17 protein-coding genes are annotated in these 17,699 nt (G+C 74.2%); 13 read left to right on the top strand and 4 right to left on the bottom strand.

The window, feature by feature from the left end:
- Nucleotides 1–8 precede the first annotated feature (8 nt).
- On the top strand, nucleotides 9–1,262 hold the full coding sequence (locus ECOMGDLI_RS06750; RefSeq protein ID WP_088315376.1) for an aminoglycoside phosphotransferase family protein: 1,254 nt from the start codon (nucleotides 9–11) through the stop codon (nucleotides 1,260–1,262).
- 80 nt (nucleotides 1,263–1,342) lie between these two features.
- Nucleotides 1,343–2,515 (top strand): 4-hydroxybenzoate 3-monooxygenase, encoded by a 1,173-nt coding sequence (locus ECOMGDLI_RS06755; protein ID WP_088315410.1) that lies wholly within the window; start codon nucleotides 1,343–1,345, stop codon nucleotides 2,513–2,515.
- Nucleotides 2,516–2,632: 117 nt separating this feature from the next.
- On the opposite strand, the gene ECOMGDLI_RS06760 is transcribed toward ECOMGDLI_RS06755, so the two are convergent.
- Nucleotides 2,633–5,134: a beta-glucosidase gene (locus ECOMGDLI_RS06760; RefSeq protein ID WP_088315378.1), complete on the bottom strand. Its 2,502-nt coding sequence runs from the start codon at nucleotides 5,132–5,134 to the stop codon at nucleotides 2,633–2,635.
- 116 nt (nucleotides 5,135–5,250) lie between these two features.
- Between ECOMGDLI_RS06760 and ECOMGDLI_RS06765 the strand changes: the two genes are divergently transcribed.
- On the top strand, nucleotides 5,251–6,291 hold the full coding sequence (locus ECOMGDLI_RS06765; RefSeq protein ID WP_088315380.1) for a LacI family DNA-binding transcriptional regulator: 1,041 nt from the start codon (nucleotides 5,251–5,253) through the stop codon (nucleotides 6,289–6,291).
- A gap of 61 nt (nucleotides 6,292–6,352) precedes the next feature.
- Here the strand turns inward: ECOMGDLI_RS06765 and ECOMGDLI_RS06770 are convergent, their stop codons facing one another.
- Together ECOMGDLI_RS06770 and ECOMGDLI_RS06775 are read right to left on the bottom strand one after the other, a co-directional pair.
- The gene (locus ECOMGDLI_RS06770) at nucleotides 6,353–6,556 is read right to left on the bottom strand and encodes a cold-shock protein (RefSeq protein ID WP_088289265.1); all 204 of its coding nucleotides are present in this window, start codon (nucleotides 6,554–6,556) and stop codon (nucleotides 6,353–6,355) included.
- Between the two features lie 246 nt (nucleotides 6,557–6,802).
- A complete protein-coding gene (locus tag ECOMGDLI_RS06775) occupies nucleotides 6,803–7,717 on the bottom strand; it encodes a LysR family transcriptional regulator (RefSeq protein ID WP_088315383.1) in 915 nt (304 codons plus the stop codon).
- 172 nt (nucleotides 7,718–7,889) lie between these two features.
- On the opposite strand from ECOMGDLI_RS06775, the gene ECOMGDLI_RS06780 reads away from it, so the two are divergent.
- The 9 genes from ECOMGDLI_RS06780 (at nucleotide 7,890) to ECOMGDLI_RS06820 (ending at nucleotide 16,696) form a co-directional block, all read left to right on the top strand.
- On the top strand, nucleotides 7,890–8,876 hold the full coding sequence (locus tag ECOMGDLI_RS06780) for a fumarylacetoacetate hydrolase family protein (RefSeq protein WP_088315385.1): 987 nt from the start codon (nucleotides 7,890–7,892) through the stop codon (nucleotides 8,874–8,876).
- A 38-nt stretch (nucleotides 8,877–8,914) separates the two neighbouring features.
- Nucleotides 8,915–9,892, top strand: a complete 978-nt coding sequence (locus tag ECOMGDLI_RS06785; RefSeq protein WP_088315412.1) for a cyclase family protein — start codon at nucleotides 8,915–8,917, stop codon at nucleotides 9,890–9,892.
- 25 nt (nucleotides 9,893–9,917) lie between these two features.
- Nucleotides 9,918–11,048 (top strand): FAD-dependent monooxygenase, encoded by a 1,131-nt coding sequence (locus ECOMGDLI_RS06790; RefSeq protein WP_088315387.1) that lies wholly within the window; start codon nucleotides 9,918–9,920, stop codon nucleotides 11,046–11,048.
- Nucleotides 11,045–12,100 (top strand): amidohydrolase family protein, encoded by a 1,056-nt coding sequence (locus tag ECOMGDLI_RS06795; protein WP_088315389.1) that lies wholly within the window; start codon nucleotides 11,045–11,047, stop codon nucleotides 12,098–12,100. Before ECOMGDLI_RS06790 ends, ECOMGDLI_RS06795 begins: the two co-directional genes overlap by 4 nt.
- 22 nt (nucleotides 12,101–12,122) lie before the next feature.
- The gene (locus tag ECOMGDLI_RS06800) at nucleotides 12,123–13,061 is read left to right on the top strand and encodes a VOC family protein (RefSeq protein ID WP_088315391.1); all 939 of its coding nucleotides are present in this window, start codon (nucleotides 12,123–12,125) and stop codon (nucleotides 13,059–13,061) included.
- A 7-nt stretch (nucleotides 13,062–13,068) separates the two neighbouring features.
- Nucleotides 13,069–14,040, top strand: coding sequence for a fumarylacetoacetate hydrolase family protein (locus ECOMGDLI_RS06805; RefSeq protein ID WP_088315393.1), 972 nt, complete (start codon nucleotides 13,069–13,071; stop codon nucleotides 14,038–14,040).
- Nucleotides 14,037–14,795 (top strand): SDR family NAD(P)-dependent oxidoreductase, encoded by a 759-nt coding sequence (locus tag ECOMGDLI_RS06810; RefSeq protein ID WP_198954624.1) that lies wholly within the window; start codon nucleotides 14,037–14,039, stop codon nucleotides 14,793–14,795. Before ECOMGDLI_RS06805 ends, ECOMGDLI_RS06810 begins: the two co-directional genes overlap by 4 nt.
- Nucleotides 14,796–14,927: 132 nt before the next feature.
- Nucleotides 14,928–16,160, top strand: a complete 1,233-nt coding sequence (locus tag ECOMGDLI_RS06815) for an MFS transporter (RefSeq protein ID WP_088315395.1) — start codon at nucleotides 14,928–14,930, stop codon at nucleotides 16,158–16,160.
- Nucleotides 16,161–16,234: 74 nt separating this feature from the next.
- Complete coding sequence (locus tag ECOMGDLI_RS06820) at nucleotides 16,235–16,696, top strand: nuclear transport factor 2 family protein (protein WP_088315397.1); 462 nt, start codon at nucleotides 16,235–16,237, stop codon at nucleotides 16,694–16,696.
- A gap of 22 nt (nucleotides 16,697–16,718) precedes the next feature.
- Here ECOMGDLI_RS06820 and ECOMGDLI_RS06825 read toward each other — a convergent pair whose 3' ends face one another.
- The gene (locus ECOMGDLI_RS06825; RefSeq protein ID WP_088315399.1) at nucleotides 16,719–17,153 is read right to left on the bottom strand and encodes an OsmC family protein; all 435 of its coding nucleotides are present in this window, start codon (nucleotides 17,151–17,153) and stop codon (nucleotides 16,719–16,721) included.
- An 81-nt stretch (nucleotides 17,154–17,234) separates the two neighbouring features.
- On the opposite strand from ECOMGDLI_RS06825, the gene ECOMGDLI_RS06830 reads away from it, so the two are divergent.
- A complete protein-coding gene (locus tag ECOMGDLI_RS06830) occupies nucleotides 17,235–17,564 on the top strand; it encodes a GNAT family N-acetyltransferase (RefSeq protein WP_088315402.1) in 330 nt (109 codons plus the stop codon).
- The last annotated feature ends 135 nt before the right edge of the window (nucleotides 17,565–17,699 follow it).

Genomic DNA, 17,699 nt, shown 5'->3' on the forward strand with positions numbered 1-17,699 from the left:
GTGGGCTCATGACGTCACCGCGGCGGGTCACGCTCGTGCTCTGCACCGGCGAGCACGGCGTCTTGGGCGTGCTCCCGCCGTTCGAGGTCGGGCGGCCCTACTGGCAGGAGACGGACGGCGTCGTCGCCGGCGCGCTCGAGCGGTACGACCTGCACCTGACGGTGCTGCGGATCCTGCACGCGTCCGAGCAGTCACCGCCCGGCGGGGACGTCACCTACCTCGCCGAGGCCGACCCCGCCGACGCCGGCCGGGCCGGTGCCCTCGTCTCGGCGTGGTCCGGGCCGGACCCGCTCGCCGACCACCCGCTCCGGATGCCGTGGGCCCGTCCCGGCGGCCCGGCGGCGGACGTCGGGTGGGCGCTCGCCGTGCTCGCCGCGGCCGGCCGGACGCCGGCCGGGCCGCCCGAGCAGATGCGCACCTGGAACCTGTCGTCGCTGTGGCGGCTGCCGGCCACCGACGGCGCGGGCCGCGCGGCGGACGCGTGGCTCAAGGTCGTGCCCCGGTTCTTCGCGCACGAGGGGCTCGTGCTCGAGCGGCTGCAGCGCACGGGCGCCGTCCCCGCCCTGCTCGCCCGGGACACCGGGCCGGACGGCAGCGGCCGGGTGCTGCTCGACGCCGTCCCGGGGGAGGACTTCTACGGTGCGCCGGCCGAGCGGGTCGCCGGCTTCGCCCGCACCCTCGCCCGGATCCAGGCCGGCTGCGCGGGGGACGTCGACGCGCTGGCCGCGGCCGGTGTCCCGGACCGGCGCGACCCCGCCCTGCTCGTCGCCGAGGCCACCCGCCTCGTCGACCTCGTCGCGACCGGTGACGGCGGCGCCGGGCAGCTGGCGCCGGCCGAGGTCGAGGCCGCCCGCCGGCTCGTCGACGCGCTGCCGGACCGGCTCGCCCGGGAGGCCGCGTGCGGCGTCCCCGAGTCGTTGGTGCACGGGGACTTCCACCCGGGCAACGTCCGCGGCGCGGCGGGGCGCTGGCGGGTCCTCGACTGGGGCGACAGCTACCTCGGCAGCCCCGCCGTCGACGTCGTCACCGCCGGCAACGGGCTCGACGCCGCCGGCCGGCAGCAGGTCCTCGAGGCCGCCGCCGCGGAGTACGGCCCGGATGTCGACCTGCTCGGGGCCGCGGACGCCGCCCGGCCGGTCTCCCCGCTGCGCGGGGCGCTCGCCTGGCAGCGGTTCCTCGACGCCATCGAGCCCGACGAGTGGCCGTACCACGAGGGCGACCCCGCCGCCGGCCTCCGGGACGCGCTCGCCGCCTTCCACTGAGCGAGATGCCTTCCGCTCAGCGGAAGCCGGATCTGGCCCTTCCGGCCAGGGCAGGCTTGCCTTGCTCCATGAGCGACGTCATCCGTACCCAGGTCGGCATCATCGGCGCCGGCCCGGCCGGGCTCCTGCTGGCCCGGCTCCTCGCGAACGCCGGCATCGACAGCGTGGTCGTCGAGAACCGCTCGCGCGAGTACGTCGAGGCGCGCATCCGCGCCGGCGTCCTCGAGCAGCAGACCGTCGACCTGCTCACCGAGGCCGGCGTCGGCGACCGGTTGCAGCGCCAGGGCCTGCGCCACGACGGGATCTACCTGCAGTGGCCCGGCGAGCGGCACCGCATCGACTTCCCGGCGCTGTGCGACCGCTCGGTGTGGGTCTACGGCCAGACCGAGGTCGTCAAGGACCTCGTCAACGCCCGGCTCGCCGACGGGCCGCTCTTCTTCGACATCAGCGACACCGCGGTCGTCGACGTCGAGACCGACCGGCCCAAGGTGACCTTCACCGACGCGGACGGCGTCGCGCGCGTCCTCGAGTGCGATGTCGTCGCGGGGTGCGACGGCTTCCACGGCGTGAGCCGGCAGGCGATCCCGGAGGCGCTGCGGACGACGTTCGAGCGGGTCTACCCGTTCGCCTGGCTCGGGATCCTCGCGGACGTCGAGCCGTCGACCGACGAGCTGATCTACGCCTGGCACCCCGACGGCTTCGCCCTGCACAGCATGCGCTCGCCGACCGTGAGCCGGCTCTACGTGCAGGTCGACCCGAGCGAGAAGGTCGAGGACTGGTCCGACGACCGGGTCTGGGACGCGCTCGCGACCCGGATGGCACTGCCCGGCTGGACGCTGAGGTCGGGGCCGGTCACCGAGAAGAGCATCACCCCCATGCGCAGCTTCGTCAGCGGCCCGATGCGGCACGGCCGGCTGTTCCTCGCCGGGGACGCCGCGCACATCGTGCCCCCGACCGGCGCCAAGGGCCTCAACCTCGCCGTCGCCGACGTCAAGGTGCTCGCCGAGGCGATCACGGCGTTCGCCAAGGAGCAGCGCACCGACCTGCTCGACGCCTACTCCGACACCGCCACCCGCCGGGTCTGGCGCGCCACCCACTTCTCGTGGTGGATGACGTCGATGCTCCACCGGAGCCCGGGGTCGGACCCGTTCGACGACCAGCTCCAGCTCTCCCAGCTGCGCTACGTCTCGACGTCCGAGCGCGCCGCCGCGAGCCTCGCAGAGAACTACACCGGCCTCCCCTACACCACCTGACCAGACCCCCCGACCCGCCCCGCAGAGCCGCTCATGCTCGCGCCGTGTACCGGAAACCGTTGGGTGACACCGTTTCCCGGGTACGCGGCGCGAGCATGAGCGGGGGGCTGGTGCGGGCTACTTCTTGAGGGGCAGGGTGTGGGCGGGGTCGGCGGCGGAGGAGCCGACCGTGAGGGTGAACTCGCCGGGCTCGGTGACGAAGGCGTGCGCGGCGGCGTCCCAGTGCTGGAAGGCGCGCTCGGGCAGCGCGACGACGGCCTCGGCGCTGCCGCCGGCGGGCACGCGCACCTTGGTGAACCCGGCGAGCCACAGCACCGGACGGCGCACGGCCGAGCCGGGGCGCGACAGGTACGCCTGGACGACGTGCGCGCCGTCCCGGGTGCCGGTGTTCGTCACGCGGACGGCGACCCCGCCGTCGACCTCGCGCGGCGCACCGAGCTCCCACGTCGTGTACCCGAGGCCGTGGCCGAACGGGACCGCCGGGGTGATGCCGTCGCGGGCGCAGCGCCGGTAGCCGATGTCGAGGCCCTCGGTGTACTCGACGACGCCGTCGACGGGGTCGCTCTCCGGCGCCACGACACCGCCGGGCGCCGGCCAGGTCGTCGGCATCCGGCCGCCGGGCTCGACGGCCCCGGAGAGGACGTCGGCCAGCGCCGCCCCCATCTGCTGGCCCGGGAACCACGCCAGGAGAACGGCTCTCGCGTCGTCGAGCCACGGCATGAGCACCGGGGCGCCGGAGTTCACGACGACGACGGTGTTCGGGTTCGCCGCGAGGACGGCGCGGACGAGGTCGTCCTGGCGGCCGGGCAGCGCCAGGCTCGTGCGGTCGTAGCCCTCGGACTCGACCTCCTCGGTCGTCCCGACGACGACGACCGCCGCGTCGCTCGAGCGGGCGAGCGCGACCGCGGCGGCGATCTCCTCGTCGTCGGTGCCGCGCGGCGGCGCGACGTTGACCTGGAACGCGACGAGCGGCTGGTCGAGGCTGCCCGGGGTGAAGCGGATCTCGACGTCCGCCGTCCCGCCCTCGCCGAGCGCGACCTCGGCGATCGCCTGCGGCGGCATCATGAACGACTCGACGATGTCGGCGCCGGGTCGTGGCACGAGCGTGGTCGCCGCGACCTGCTCGCCGTCCACGGTCACCGAGACGCTCCCGATGCCCGAGGCGCCGATCCGGTACGCGCCGTTGGACGTCGCGGTGAGCGTGCCGCGGGCGACGATGTGCCCGAGCGACGAGATCGGGGTGTCCTCGCCGACGACGCCCATCCACGTGTACGCGCCGGTCCGGCGGCGTTCGGTGCTGAGGACCTGCCCGTCCCGGCCGACGAACGTCAGCTCGATGCCGTCCTCCGAGGCGTCCGGCAGGTGCAGCGTGCCGATGTCGGCCGGGGGCACCCGGTCGGTCGACGAGACGCCGAGCGAGTGCCGGACCTCGACCCCCGCAAGGCCCGCGAGCAGCCCCTCGACCGGGTGGACGACGGACGCCGGGAAGACGGTGGCCGAGCCGCCGCCGAGGGTGCGCCCGCGCAGGGCGTTCGGGCCGACGACCGCCACCGACCGGACGTCCTGCGCCAGCGGGAGGACACCGGAGTTCTTCACGAGGACGAACCCGGCGGCCGCGGCCTCGCGGGTCAGCGCCTCGACGCGCGCCTCGTGGGTGCCGGCGTCGAAGACCGGGGCCGAGGGCTGGGTGCCGGCGTCGACCCCGTCGACCGCGCCGGTCCGGGCGGCCAGCCGCAGCAGCCGCAGCACCTTCTCGTCGACCTTCGCCTCGGGCACCCGGCCCGCCTCGACGGCCTCGACCAGCGCCGCGCCCCAGGGACCGACCGGCCCGGGCATCGCGAGGTCGAGCCCGGCGTTGCCGGCGGCCTCGGTCGAGCGGGTCGCGAACCAGTCCGACATGACGAGGGCGTCGGAGCCCCAGTCCCCCTTGAGGACGTCGTCGAGCAGGTCGTTCTCGGTCATCGTCGTGCCGTTGACCTGGTTGTAGGCGGCCATGTACGACCACGGCCGGGCGAACTCCTCGACGTGCTCGAACGGCGCGAGGTACAGCTCGCGCAACGTCTGCTCGTCGATCCGGTTGTCGGCCGTCATCCGCTCGGCCTCCTGGTCGTTGCCGACGAAGTGCTTGACGCACGCGGCGACCCCGTTGGCCTGCAGGCCGTGCACGTACGCCGCGGCGACCCGACCGGTGAGCAGCGGGTCCTCGGAGAAGCACTCGAAGTGCCGGCCGCCGACGGGCGTGCGGTGCAGGTTGATCGTCGGGGCGAGCAGGACGTCGACGCCCTTGCGACGCGACTCGGCCGCGAGCAGCGCGCCGAGCCGGGTCACGAGGTCCTCGTCCCAGGACGCCGCGACCGCGGTCGGCGAGGGGATGTTCGCCGAGGGGTCGCGGTCGTCCCAGCGCTCGCCGCGGACGCCGACCGGCCCGTCGGAGACGACGTACCGGCGCAGCCCGGCCTTCGGCTCGGGGTCGATCGACCAGAAGTCGGTGCCCGTGAGCAGCCGGACCTTCTCCGCGAGCGAGAGCGCGGCCACCCGCTCGCGCAGCGCCGCGTCGAGCGTCGCGGTGTCGGGGCGGGGGAGCGGGGCGACCCCCGGATCGAGGTTCTCGGCGGTCATGGGACGGCTCCTCAGGTCAACAGGTCACACGTGTCAGTGAATCGTGTGACTACGCTAGGCTCACCGAGCCCGGCTGGCAAGGCCTGCCCGCCGGTCCCTGCAGTGGAGGAGGCGCCGTGGACCGCCCTCGCCGGCCGACGAGCGCCGACGTCGCCGCGCGGGCCGGCGTCTCCCGCTCGACCGTGAGCTACGTGCTCAGCGGCAGTACCCAGCACTCGTTCCCGCAAGCCACCCGGGACCGTGTCCTGCTGGCCGCCGCGGAGCTCGGCTACACCCCGCACGCGGCCGCCCGGGCCCTGCGCCGCGGAACGTCCGGGGTCGTCCTGCTCGTGCTGGCGGACGTCCCGATCGGGGCGAACCTGGGCAGCATGCTCGCCGAGATGACCACCGCCGTCGCGGCGACCGGGCGCTCGCTCGTCACCTGGACCGGCGGGGTCGGCCCGACGCTGCGCGAGACGCTCGCCCACCTCGACCCGGTCGTCGTCCTCACGATGGCCCCGCTCGCCCCGGCGGAGGCGGACGCCGTCGGCAACGCGGGCATCCCCCTCGTCGCGATGCCCTACGCCGGTTCGGCGACGCAGACCGTCGGGCCGGCCGCGCCGAGCCGCGGGGAGCTCCAGGTCGGGGCGCTCCAGCTGCAGCACCTCGCCGCCCACGGGCACCGCCGGGTCGCCGTCCTCACCGTGGCCGAGCCCCGGCTGGCGCTCTTCGCGCACGGCCGGGTCGAGGGCGTCCGACGGGCCGCGCTCGACCTCGGGCTCGACCAGCCGCCCGTGCTGGCCCTCGGGGAGCCGGACGACGCCGCCGTCGAGGCGGTCGCGCAGGCGCTCACCGGGTGGGTCCGCGGGCCCGCACCGGTCACGGCGCTGTGCTGCTACAACGACCTCTACGCCGCGGTCGCGCTCGCCGCGGCCGCGCGGTGCGGGCTGCGCGTCCCGCAGGACCTCTCCGTGGCCGGGATCGACGACGACCCCCTGGGCCGCTTCCTGGCCCCTCCGCTGACGACGATCCGCTTCGACTTCCGCGACACGGCGCGGGCCGTCGTCGAGCAGGTCGCCGCCGTCCTCGAGGGAGCCCCGCTCCCGCCGCCCGGTCCGTCGTCCCAGGTGCTCCGGGTCGTCGAGCGCGCCTCGGTGGGTCCGCCGCCCGCCCGCTGACAAACGCCCGCAGGCGGGCACCCCCGTGAGGGGGCACCCGCCTGCGGAAAGTTCAGGGTGTTCAGATGGGCCGGACGTTGGACGCCTGGGGGCCCTTCTGACCAGCGGTGATCTCGAACTCAACACGCTGGTTCTCGTCGAGCGAACGGTAGCCGTCCGCCTGGATGGACGAGAAGTGGACGAAGACGTCGGCAGCGCCGCCGTCCGGCGTGATGAAGCCGAAGCCCTTCTCGCCGTTGAACCACTTCACGGTGCCCTGCGTCATGCGATGTTCTCCTCAATGCTGTGCCCACCGGGCACATTCTCCGAAGCCGTTCAGGTGATCGGCCCCGGGCTGCAGTCCGGACGACGTCCGTCCGGGAGGACCGTCTCTGGTCTGAGACGACGAACGCCCGCCGGAGATCTTCTCCGCGGGCGTCCTGGAACGTACGAGAGGGCTGCAGCCGCTAGAACAGTAACACCGTGGAGCAGGTGCGGTCACTACCGCGTGTCCACGATCTTTTCGTCCCGATCAGGCCGGCGGCAGCGTCGAGCAGGCCTCGACGAGCAGATCGCGCAGCCATGCGTGGGCCGGGTCGAGCTCGTTCATCGGGTGCCACCACACGGCCTGGACGAGCGGCACCGCGTCGAACGGGCACGGCAGCACCCGGACGTCGCCGCGGGCGGTGAGCCGCTCGGCCAGCCTGCCCTGGACCAGGGAGATCCGGTCCGTGCCCGCGATGACCTCGGGCAGCGCGTAGAAGCTCTCGATGACCACCTGGACGCGCGGCTCGACGCCGAGCATCTGGAGCTGCCGCGCGGCCGGGGCGTACGACGTCGGGCCGTGGTAGACGAGCGCCCACGGCAGCGCCGCGAGGTCCTCCATCGTCACGGTCGCGCCGATCCGGGAGTTGCCGGCCGCCGCGATGACCATCCAGCGGTCCTCGTAGAGGTCCGTCGACGGCAGGTCGAGGAGGAACCCGTGCGGGAGGATGATCCCGTCGATCGTCCGCAGCACCTCGGCGGCGTGGTCGACGACCTGTGGCGTGTGCTGCCCGAGCCGCAGCCGCAGCCGCGGGGCCCGCTCCGCGAGCAGCCGGCTCAGCGCCCTGCCCACGATCGAGATGCCGTAGTCGGAGCCGAGGAGCACGAACTCGCGGTTCGCCGTCTCCGGGTCGAAGACGGGCTGAGCGGCGAACACCCGGTCGACGCCGTCGAGCGCCGCCGACGCGCGCTGCTTGAGGGTCGTCGCGAGCGGGGTCAGCTCGTAGGAGTTGCCGACGCGGCGCAGCAGCTCGTCGCCGTAGTAGCGACGCAGCCGCGCGAGCGAGGCGGACAGCGCCGGCTGGCTCAACCCGAGCCGTTGGGCTGCGCGCGTGACGCTGGCCTCCTCGAGGAGCGCCTCGAGCGCCGTGAGGAGGTTGAGGTCGACGGTGACCCGGCCCATGCCGTGAGAGTGCCACAGCGGACCCGTCCAGCACATAGACCGCACTGATGATCCGCATCAGGCATCTCGTCTTCCCTGATGCCAGGCGCGCGAGCGACAGTGAGCGGGACCACACGGCGTCGTGACGGCCCGGGTGGTGCCGATCCCGTCCACGAACCGGAGGACGCCCGCCGTGGCCCACTCGAACGCCCCTGCCGACGACCTCCCGCGGCTCGCGCTCGGTACCTTCCGCGCCGCGGGCGGGTCGCCGTTCCCCGGCCTGCTCGTCGACGGCGTCGTCCTCGACGTGAGCGCGCTGGGTGCGACGGCACGGGACCTGCTCGCGCGGTGGGACGACGTCCGGCCGCGGCTCGACGCCCTGGCCGCGACCGCTGCGGACGACGGGAGCCGGCGCGCGCTCGACGGTCTCGAGGTGCTCGCGCCGGTCGAGCCGCGGCAGGTGGTCCAGGCCGGGGCGAACTACCGCACGCACGTCATCGACCTCGCGGTGAAGCACACCGAGATCCGCCCGGGGCAGACGGTCGAGGAGGTCCGCGCCGAGGTCGCCGCGATGATGGACCGGCGCGCGACGCACGGGCGGCCCTACATCTTCACCGGGCTGCCGTCCGCCGTGACCGGCCCGTACGACGACGTCGTCCTGCCGGGCTACAGCGACCAGCACGACTGGGAGCTCGAGCTCGCCGCGGTCATCGGGTCGCCCGCGTACCGGGTGTCCCGCGAGGAGGCCCTCGCCCACGTCGCCGCGTACACGATCGTCAACGACCTCACGACGCGCGACCGGGTCTTCGTGCCGGAGATGAAGGAGATCGGCACGGACTGGTTCCGCGCGAAGAACGCCCCGGGCTTCCTGCCGACCGGCCCGTTCCTCGTGCCCGCCGACCTCGTCGGCGACCCGCAGGACCTGCGCATCCACCTGGCGCTCAACGGCGAGGTCATGCAGGACGAGTCGACGAAGGACATGCTCTTCGGCGTCGCCGCCGTCGTCAGCGAGGCCTCGCAGACCGCGCGTCTGCTGCCGGGGGACCTCGTGCTCACCGGCAGCCCGGCGGGGAACGGCCTGCACCACGGCCGGCTCCTGCGCGACGGCGACGTCATGGTCGGCACCGTGACCGGCCTCGGGGTCCAGCGGACCCGGACCGTCGCGGAGGTCCCGGCGTGACCGCGGCCCTCGGCACCCCGCCGCGCGACCCAGCGCTGCTGGACCGCAGCGACCCCGCGACCGAGATCGCCCGCGCCGCCGCCGCGTACTCCAACGCCGGGCGCTGGGGCGCGGACGACGTCATCGGCACGCTCAACCTCCTCGACGCCGCCAAGCGGGTCGAGGGCGCCCGGCTCGTCCGGCGGGGCGTGGCGTTCTCGCTGTCGCAGCGCTTCGACATGGAGGGCCCGCAGAAGGGCTGGCGGCGGCGGACGAACCCGGTCCACACGATGCTCGACACCGGCCTGGACGCCGAGCGCGGCGTGCAGGGCTTCCCGCACGGGATCGGCGGCGCGGACGACGTCGTCGCGATGCCGCTGCAGTGCTCCACGCAGTGGGACGGCCTCGGGCACATCTTCGACCACGGCACGGCGTACAACGGCCGTCGCGCGGGGGACGTCGTGACGAGCCTCGGCGACGGGGTCACGGGGATCGAGACGGTCGCCGGGCTCATCGCCGGCCGCGGCGTGCTGCTCGACGTCGGCCGCGCGCTCGGCGAGGACCTCCACGGCACCGGCGGGGAGCTCCCGGACGGGTTCGCGATCACCGCCGAGCACCTCGACGCGACGATCGCCGCGCAGGGCCCGACGTCCGCCGTCGGCCCCGGTGACCTCGTCGTCGTCCGGACCGGGCAGTACAGCCGTACCCGGCGCGAGGGCTGGGGCGACTACGCCGGCGGGGCCGCGCCCGGGCTGTCGTTCACGACGGCGGGCTGGCTGCGCGAGCGCGACATCGCCGGGATCGCCACGGACACGTGGGGTTTCGAGGTGCGGCCCAACGAGTTCGACGTCGCCTTCCAGCCGTTGCACCAGGTCGTCATCCCGCACCTGGGCCTGTTCGTCGGCGAGATGTGGGCGCCGGACGCGCTCGCGGCGGACTGCGCCGCGGACGGCGTCCACGAGTTCTGGCTCACCGCCGCCCCGATCCCCGTGACCGGCGCCGTCGGTGCCCCGGTCAACCCGATCGCCGTCAAGTGACGGCCCCTTCCCCCAGGAGGCAACGATGCCTGCAGTGAACCGGGTCCTCGTCGTCGGTGCGGGCGCCGCCGGGGCGGCCGCCGCGATCGTCCTCGCCGAGGCCGGCGTCGCCGTCGAGATCGTGGAGCTGAAGCCCGACGTCACCGCGCTCGGCAGCGGGATCACCCTGCAGGGCAACGCCTTGCGCGTCATGCAGCGGCTTGGCGTGTGGGAGGCGGCGCAGGAGCGGGGCTACTGCTTCGACACCCTGGGCATCCGGGCGCCCGACCCCGCCGGGACGCTCGTCATGGAGTTCCCGGACGCCCGCCTCGGTGGTCCGGACCTGCCCGCGACGATGGGCATGTACCGGCCCGACCTCGCCCGGCTCCTCCTCGACCGCGCGCTGGCGGTCGGGGTGACGGTGCGGTACTCGACGTCGGTCGACAAGCTCGCCTGTGACGAGACCGGTGTGGACGTCGCGCTCACCGACGGGACCTCCGGCCGGTACGACCTCGTCGTCGGCGCCGACGGCATCCGGTCCCACGTGCGCGACCTGCTCGGCATCGACCCCGGCACCCGGGGTCTGGGCATGGGCATCTTCCGGGCGTTCACGCCGCGGCCGGCGAGCGTCACCCGCACCGACCTCTACTACGGCGGGCCGTCGTACATCGCGGGCTACTGCCCGACCGGGGAGGACTCGCTCTACTGCTACATCGTCGAGGCGGCGAAGGACCGCAGCGGGCAGAGCCAGGAGGAGATGCTCGCCGACTTCCGCGCGCTCTCGCAGGCCTACCACGGCCCCTGGGACGAGATCCGCGAGGTGCTCACCGACCCGGCGACGGTCTTCTACACGCAGTTCGAGACGCACGTCCTGCCGGCGCCCTGGAACCGCGGGCGGGTCGTCCTCGTCGGGGACGCCGCGCACACCTGCCCGCCGACGCTCGCGCAGGGCGCGGCGATGGCGTTCGAGGACGGCGTCGTCCTCGCCGACATGCTCGTGGCCGCCGACGTCGTCGACGACGCGTTCTGGCAGGCGTTCACCGACCGGCGCATCCCGCGCGCCGGGACGGTCGTCGAGCTGTCGAACACGTTGGCGCAGTGGCAGCTCGACCACGTCCAGGGCGACATGGGCTCGATCATCGGCCGCCTCGCCGCGACCGTCATCCCGCCCGCATGAGCGGTCCCCGCCCGATGCCGGACGCCCTGCCGGTCGTCGACGTCCACGCGCACGCGATCGTGCCCGAGGTCGAGATGGTCGTCGCGGGCGCACCCGGCCTCGAGGCGCAGCGCGCGCTCGACCAACGCCGCTACGGCCGCGAGTCGGCCGCCGTCAACGGGCCGATGATCGCCGCCCGGATGCCACGGCTCACCGACCTCGGCGTCCGGCTCGACGACATGGCCGCCGCGGGCGTCGACGCGCAGGTCGTCTCGCCGTCCCCGTCCCAGTACCACTACTGGGCGGACGCGGACCTGGCCCGGCACGTCTGGCGCGCGGCGAACCGGGGAATCGCGGCGATCGTCGACGCCGAGCCGCTGCGGTTCAACGGTTTCGGCCTCGTGCCGCTGCAGCACCCGGCCCTGCTCGTCGAGGCGCTGGAGGACGCCGTCGAGGTGTGCGGCCTGGCCGGCGTGGAGATCTCGTCGTTCGCACCGGGGCCGGACGGCGACCGCACCGTCGAGCTGTCGGACCCCCGGCTCGAACCGTTCTGGGCCCGGGCCGCCGAGCTCGGCGCGGTCGTCTTCCTGCACCCCTTCGGCTGCAGCCTCGACGAACGGCTCGACCGGTACTACCTGTCGAACACCGTCGCGCAACCGGCCGAGAACGCCGTCGCCTTGTCGCACCTCATCTTCGCCGGCGTCCTCGACCGGCACCCGGCGCTCAAGGTCGTCGCCGCCCACGGCGGCGGCTACCTGCCGACGTACATGGGTCGCTCCGACCACGCGTGGGAGGTCCGGCCCGACGCGCACACGTGCGCGGAGCCACCGAGCAGCTACCTGCGCCGGCTGTGGTTCGACTCCCTGGTCCACACCCCGGCGGCGCTGCGGGCCCTCGTGACCGCCGTCGGTGCCGACCGGGTCGTCCTCGGCTCGGACGCCCCGTTCGACATGGGCGTCGACGACCCCGTCGCCCGCCTCGACGCCGCCGGGCTCGACCCGGCCGACCGGGACCGGATCGCCGGCGGCACCGCCGCCGGGCTCGGTCTCCTGCCCCGCAAGCTCCAGTCCTGATCCGCTGCGCGAAAGGCCTGCCATGACCGACCGGCCCATCACCCACCTGCGGCACGTCGACCTCGCCGTGCCGGACCTCGAGACCGAGCACGGGTTCTACACCGGCCTGTGGGGTCTCACCGAGACCGCCTCGGACAGCGGGGTGTCGTTCCTCGCCGCCGAGGGCTCCCCGGAGCAGTACGTGGTCCGGCTGCGGAAGGCCGCCGACAAGCGGATCGACCTCATCGCGTTCGGTGCGGCGTCCCGGGCGGACGTCGACGCGCTCGCGGCCCGGCTCGCCGCGGACGGCGTCCGGCTCGTCCACGAGCCGAAGGACCTCGACACGCCCGGCGGTGGCTACGGCGTCCGCTTCTTCGACGCCGAGGGCCGCACCGTCGAGGTGTCGGCGGACGTCGCGACCCGCGCCCACCGCCGCATCGAGCAGGGCGAGTCGGTCCCCGTGCGGCTCTCGCACGTCGTCGTCAACAGCGCCGACCCGCCCGCGACCGTGGCCTTCTACGAGAAGCACCTCGGGTTCCGGGTCTCGGACATGCTCATGCACCCGCACATGGGCACGATGATGTGGTTCCTGCGCTGCAACGACTGGCACCACAGCTTCGCCGTCGCGCGCGGCCCGCACGCGGCGCTGCACCACGCCTCGTTCGAGCTGCGCGGCCTCGACGAGTACATGCGCGGCTCCGGTCGGCTCATGCGCGCGGGGATCGAGAAGATCTGGGGGCCCGGCCGGCACCTCGCGGGCAACAACACGTTCACGTACTTCCTCGACCCGCAGGGCAACACCGTCGAGTACACGACCGAGCTCGAGACGGTCGACGAGGACACCTGGCACCCGAGCACGTACGACTTCACGCAGCCCGAGGTCAGCGATCAGTGGGGCACGGCGAACCGGATGGACGAGTTCGTCGCGATGAAGTCGTTCAACGACCCCGACAAGGGGCTCTTCGTCGCCCCGCCCCTGTGAGCCCGCGGTGAGGATGGCCACGTGGGAGCACGCGGGCACGGTCGCCTCCGGGGTCGTGCTCGGCGACGGGGACGACACCCGCGTGCACGCCTTCCCCGGCGGCGAGACGGGCCTGGACGCCGTCCGGCTGGGCCTGGACGGGCTGCTGGCGCTCGGTGCCGACGCCACGGCGACGGACGGCGTCCCGCTCGTCGACGTCCGGCTCCTGCCGCCGCTGGAGGCGCCGACCGTCCGCGACTTCGTCGCGTTCGAGGAGCACGTCGAGGGCGTCGTCAAGGGCGTCGGTGACGGCGGGACCGTCGTGCCCGAGTGGTACGAGGCGCCCACGTTCTACTTCACCAACCCCTACGCGCTCGTCGGCAGCGGGGCGGACGTCGCCGTGCCGCCCGGCTGCTCGGTCCTCGACTTCGAGCTCGAGGTCGCCGCGGTCGTCGGCGCCGAGGGCACCGACCTCGACCCGGCGACCGCGGCCCGGCACGTCGTCGGGTACACGGTCCTCAACGACTGGTCGGCCCGGGACCTCCAGCGGCGCGAGATGCGGGTGAGCCTCGGCCCGGCCAAGGGCAAGGACTTCGCGACGACGCTCGGGCCGTGGCTCGTCACCGCCGACGAGCTCGCCGACCGGGTCGACGCCGACGGGTTCCTGCGCCTGCTCATGACCGTGGAGGTCAACGGCGTGGAGGTCGGCCGCGACCTGCTGTCGAACATGGGCTGGCCGTTCGGCGACCTCGTCGCCTACGCCTCCCGCGGCACCTGGGTGCGGCCGGGCGACGTGCTGGGCTCCGGCACGTGCGGCAACGGCGGCTGCCTCGGCGAGCTCTGGGGCCGCAACGGCCGGCAGGACCCGCCGCCGCTGCGCCCCGGCGACGTCGTGACGATGACCGTCGAGGGCATCGGCACCATCAGCAACCGGGTCGTCGAGGGCAGATCGGCGCCGGTCGTCCCACCGGCCCGGCCCCGGTCGCGGGACCGGGCGTGAGCGCCGGCGGGCGCCTGGACGGCAAGGTCCTCGTCGTCACCGGCGCCGGCCGCGGCCAGGGGGCTGCACAGGCCCGGCTGCTCGCCGCGCGCGGCGCCGAGGTCGTCGCCGTCGATCTCACCGACGAGCCCGAGGAACCGTTGCCCGGGTGCGGGTTCCGCCGCCTCGACGTGACGGACGGCGCCGGCTGGCAGGTCCTCGCGGACGACCTGCGGACGGCGCACGGCCGGGTCGACGGGCTCGTCGCCAACGCCGGCATCACCCGCCGGGCCCGGCTCCTCGACGTGTCGCGTGCCGACGTCGACGACGTCCACGCGGTGAACGTCACCGGCACCCTCCTCGGCGTCCAGGCGCTCGCGCCGCTCATGCCGCGAGGCGGCTCGATCGTCGTCGTCGGCTCGGTCGCGGCGCTCACCGGGCACTTCCCGGTCGCCTACACCGCGAGCAAGTGGGCGCTGCGCGGTCTGGCCAAGGCCGCGTGCCTCGAGCTCGGGCCGCGGGGCGTGCGGGTCAACACCGTGCACCCGGGCTTCGTCGAGACACCCATGACGGCGTCCGCGGCACCCGCGTTCCGCGCCGCGAACATCGCCGAGACCCCGCTCGGGAGAACGGGTTCGCCGGACGAGGTCGCCCGGGTCGTGGCGTTCCTCCTGTCGGACGACGCCTCGTTCGTCACCGGCGCCGAGATCCCCGTCGACGGCGGGCTCACCGCGCACGGCGGGGTGAAGTCGATCAGCGACGCGTTGTCGGGGTGAGACCCGGACAGCGGTATCGACGGCGCTGATGAGGGCCGTCAGAAGAAGTGATTTCTCACGCGCACCGACCACTGCCGAGACTTCTCGACGACACCCCGGTCGACGACGACCGGCCCGAGGCTGGAGAACCCCATGTCTGACAACGTGTCCGTCGTCGCGCGCGACGACTCCGGCGCCACCGTCATCGGTGACGCGACGGTCAACCCGGCCACCGGCCGGCCCGCGGGTCGCCTGGAGGCGGGCATCCTCCTGCTCGCCAGCTGCCTGTCGGTGCTCGGAGCGGTCCTCCTGGCGCCGGTGCTGCCGAGCATCGAGAAGGCGTTCGCCGGCACGGCCGGCGTCGACGTGCTCACCCCGCTCGTCCTCACCGCGCCCGCGCTGCTCATCGGTCTCACGGCGTCGTTCGCGGGCCGGGTCGTCGACCGGGTCGGCCGCAAGGGCCTGCTCGTCGGTGCGCTCGTCGTCTACGCCGTGGTCGGCACCGCACCCCTCTACCTGCCCTCGCTGCAGCTCGTGGTGGCCAGCCGGGTGCTCGTCGGCCTCACCGAGGCCGCGATCATGACGTGCTGCACGACCCTGCTCGCCGACTACTTCCACGGCCGCCGCCGGGAGCACATGTTCGGCCTCCAGGTCGTCGTCACGTCGGTGTCGGCGACGGTCTTCTTCGGCATCGGCGGGGCGCTCGGCGCCTCCGGCTGGCGCACGCCGTTCTGGCTCTACGCCGTCAGCCTGCCGCTCGCCGCGCTCGTGGCCCGGTACGTCTGGCAGCCGCAGCACCGGCCGGGCGGTGCGCTGCCGGCGCTGCCGTGGCGGTTCTTCCTCCCGCCGGTCCTCGTGACCCTCGTCGGCGGCGTCGTCTTCTACGTGCTCATCGTCGAGCTCTCGTTCCGGCTCGACGACATCGGCGTGACGTCCCCGGCGACGATCGGCGGCGCCAGCGTGGTCAGCTCGCTCGCGACCGCGATCATGGCGTTCGCCTTCGGCCGCCTCGCCCGCTTCGGCCCGGCCGTCCTCGTCCCTGTCGCGTTCGTGCTCTGCGGCACAGGCCACATCGGCATGGGCCTGGCGGGGACGCTTCCGCTCGTCGTCCTCGCCGCCGTCGTCGCCGGGCTCGGGAACGGCCTCATCCTCCCGGCCCTGCTCACCTGGGCCCTGAGCCGGCTCTCGTTCGCGCAGCGCGGCCGCGGTACCGGGGTGTGGACGTCGGCGCTGTTCATCGGCCAGTTCGTCTGCCCGCTCGTCGTGCTCGGGATCTCGGGGGCGACGGGCGGGCTCGGCGGGGCGCTCGTCGCGCTGGGCGTCGCGTCCCTCGGCGCTGCGGCGGTCGTGCGGGTCCTCAGGCCGGGGGTCGGCGACCCCGCGTGACCCACGCCGCCACCGATCCGTCGAGACCCGCCACCGTGCCGTCCAATGACGCACGTGACCACCGGAGGCCCCGTATGCCCGCTCCCGACCCACCCGCCGACCCCGCCGCGCAGCTGCAGTGGCTGGTGGACCGGGCGGCCGTCAGCGACCTGCTCAACGACTTCGCCCGCGCCCTCGACGACCGAGACTGGGAGGGGTACGCCGCGAACTACACCGAGGACGGCGTCCTCGACATCGCGCCGACCATCCGGCACGAGGGCCGCGAGGGGATGGCGGAGTTCGTCGCCGCCAGCCTGGGGCGGTACGCCGCGACCCACCACCTGAGCTCGAACCACCGCATCGACCTCGACGGGGACATCGCGACGACACGCTCGTACCTGCTCGCCGCCCACGTCTTCGACGCCGAGCAGCCGCACCGCCACGCCGACGGTGCCGGCTGGTACCGGTGCCGGGTGCGACGCACGGCCGAGGGCTGGCGGTTCGAGCACGTCACGCTCGTCGTCCGGTACGTGTCAGGAGAGCCGCTCCTGCACTGAGAGCGGGAGCCCTGCACCGGCGTCAGAGGGCGTCGACACCCTCGACGCGCACCGTGACCGGTGTCCCGGACTCCAGGGTCCGGGACACCGTGCACGTGCGGTCGTGCGACGTCCGGACGGCGCGGGGCAGGATCTCCCGGGCGGCGTCACCGTCGGGCCCCTCGGGGAAGGTCACCGAGAACGTCAGCGTGATGTCGGTGAGCCGGTTGCCCTGCTCGTCGCGGACGTACTCGGCGTCCACCCTGGCGCCGAACGTCTCGGCGGCGCTGCGGCGGCCGGTGACGACGTCGACGTCCACGGCCGAGCAGCCGGCGATCGCGGCCAGGAGCAGCTCGACCGGGGTGAAGCCCTCGGGGTCCTTGCTGCCGAACCGCAGCTCGTGGCCGCGGGCGTTCCGCGCCAGGTAGACGCCCTCGTCGAGGCGCTCGAGGGAGACGGACCGGTGGCTGTCGCTCATGGCCCAGATCGTCGCAGACACGTCGGGGGGTCGTGCGATCGCCCGGTCGCGTCGGGTGCCCCGGCACCGGACAATCGGTGCATGACGACGACGAAGGACGGCCGCCCCGTCGAGCTGGCCCGCGACGAGGAGCGCCGGCAGTTCACGGCCACGGTCGACGGCACGGTCGCCGCGCTCGCGGAGTACATGCAGACGCCCGAGCTCGTGGTCTTCACGCACACCGAGACCGACCCGGCGTTCGAGGGCCAGGGCGTCGCCTCGGCCCTCGTGCGCTGGGCGCTGGACGACGTCCGGTCGCGCGGGTACGCCGTCCTGCCGGTGTGCCCCTTCGTCTCCGGGTGGATCGGCCGGCACATGGAGGAGTACGGCGACCTGCTGTACACGTCCACGACGAAGACGGTGCACGACTGACCACCGGCAGACGGCGGAACCGGCTCAGCGGGTGATCTGCATGACGACGGCCTTGGGCTCGGTGAAGAACTCGCGGCTGAAGGTGCCGCCCTCGCGGCCGACGCCGGAGTCGCCGACGCCGCCGAACGGCGCGCG

The organism is Kineosporia sp. R_H_3, from assembly GCF_002198675.1.
GTDB lineage: Bacteria > Actinomycetota > Actinomycetes > Actinomycetales > Kineosporiaceae > R-H-3.

What these genes read in the sequence shown, in the direction of transcription:
- ECOMGDLI_RS06820 (WP_088315397.1), top strand. Translation starts at nt 16,235, where the DNA reads ATGCCCGCTCCCGACCCACCCGCCGACCCCGCCGCGCAGCTGCAGTGG.
- ECOMGDLI_RS06750 (WP_088315376.1), top strand. Translation starts at nt 9, where the DNA reads ATGACGTCACCGCGGCGGGTCACGCTCGTGCTCTGCACCGGCGAGCAC.
- ECOMGDLI_RS06830 (WP_088315402.1), top strand. Translation starts at nt 17,235, where the DNA reads ATGACGACGACGAAGGACGGCCGCCCCGTCGAGCTGGCCCGCGACGAG.
- ECOMGDLI_RS06825 (WP_088315399.1), bottom strand. Translation starts at nt 17,153, where the DNA reads ATGAGCGACAGCCACCGGTCCGTCTCCCTCGAGCGCCTCGACGAGGGC.
- ECOMGDLI_RS06790 (WP_088315387.1), top strand. Translation starts at nt 9,918, where the DNA reads ATGCCTGCAGTGAACCGGGTCCTCGTCGTCGGTGCGGGCGCCGCCGGG.
- ECOMGDLI_RS06775 (WP_088315383.1), bottom strand. Translation starts at nt 7,717, where the DNA reads ATGGGCCGGGTCACCGTCGACCTCAACCTCCTCACGGCGCTCGAGGCG.
- ECOMGDLI_RS06760 (WP_088315378.1), bottom strand. Translation starts at nt 5,134, where the DNA reads ATGACCGCCGAGAACCTCGATCCGGGGGTCGCCCCGCTCCCCCGCCCC.
- ECOMGDLI_RS06795 (WP_088315389.1), top strand. Translation starts at nt 11,045, where the DNA reads ATGAGCGGTCCCCGCCCGATGCCGGACGCCCTGCCGGTCGTCGACGTC.
- ECOMGDLI_RS06770 (WP_088289265.1), bottom strand. Translation starts at nt 6,556, where the DNA reads ATGACGCAGGGCACCGTGAAGTGGTTCAACGGCGAGAAGGGCTTCGGC.
- ECOMGDLI_RS06815 (WP_088315395.1), top strand. Translation starts at nt 14,928, where the DNA reads ATGTCTGACAACGTGTCCGTCGTCGCGCGCGACGACTCCGGCGCCACC.
- ECOMGDLI_RS06800 (WP_088315391.1), top strand. Translation starts at nt 12,123, where the DNA reads ATGACCGACCGGCCCATCACCCACCTGCGGCACGTCGACCTCGCCGTG.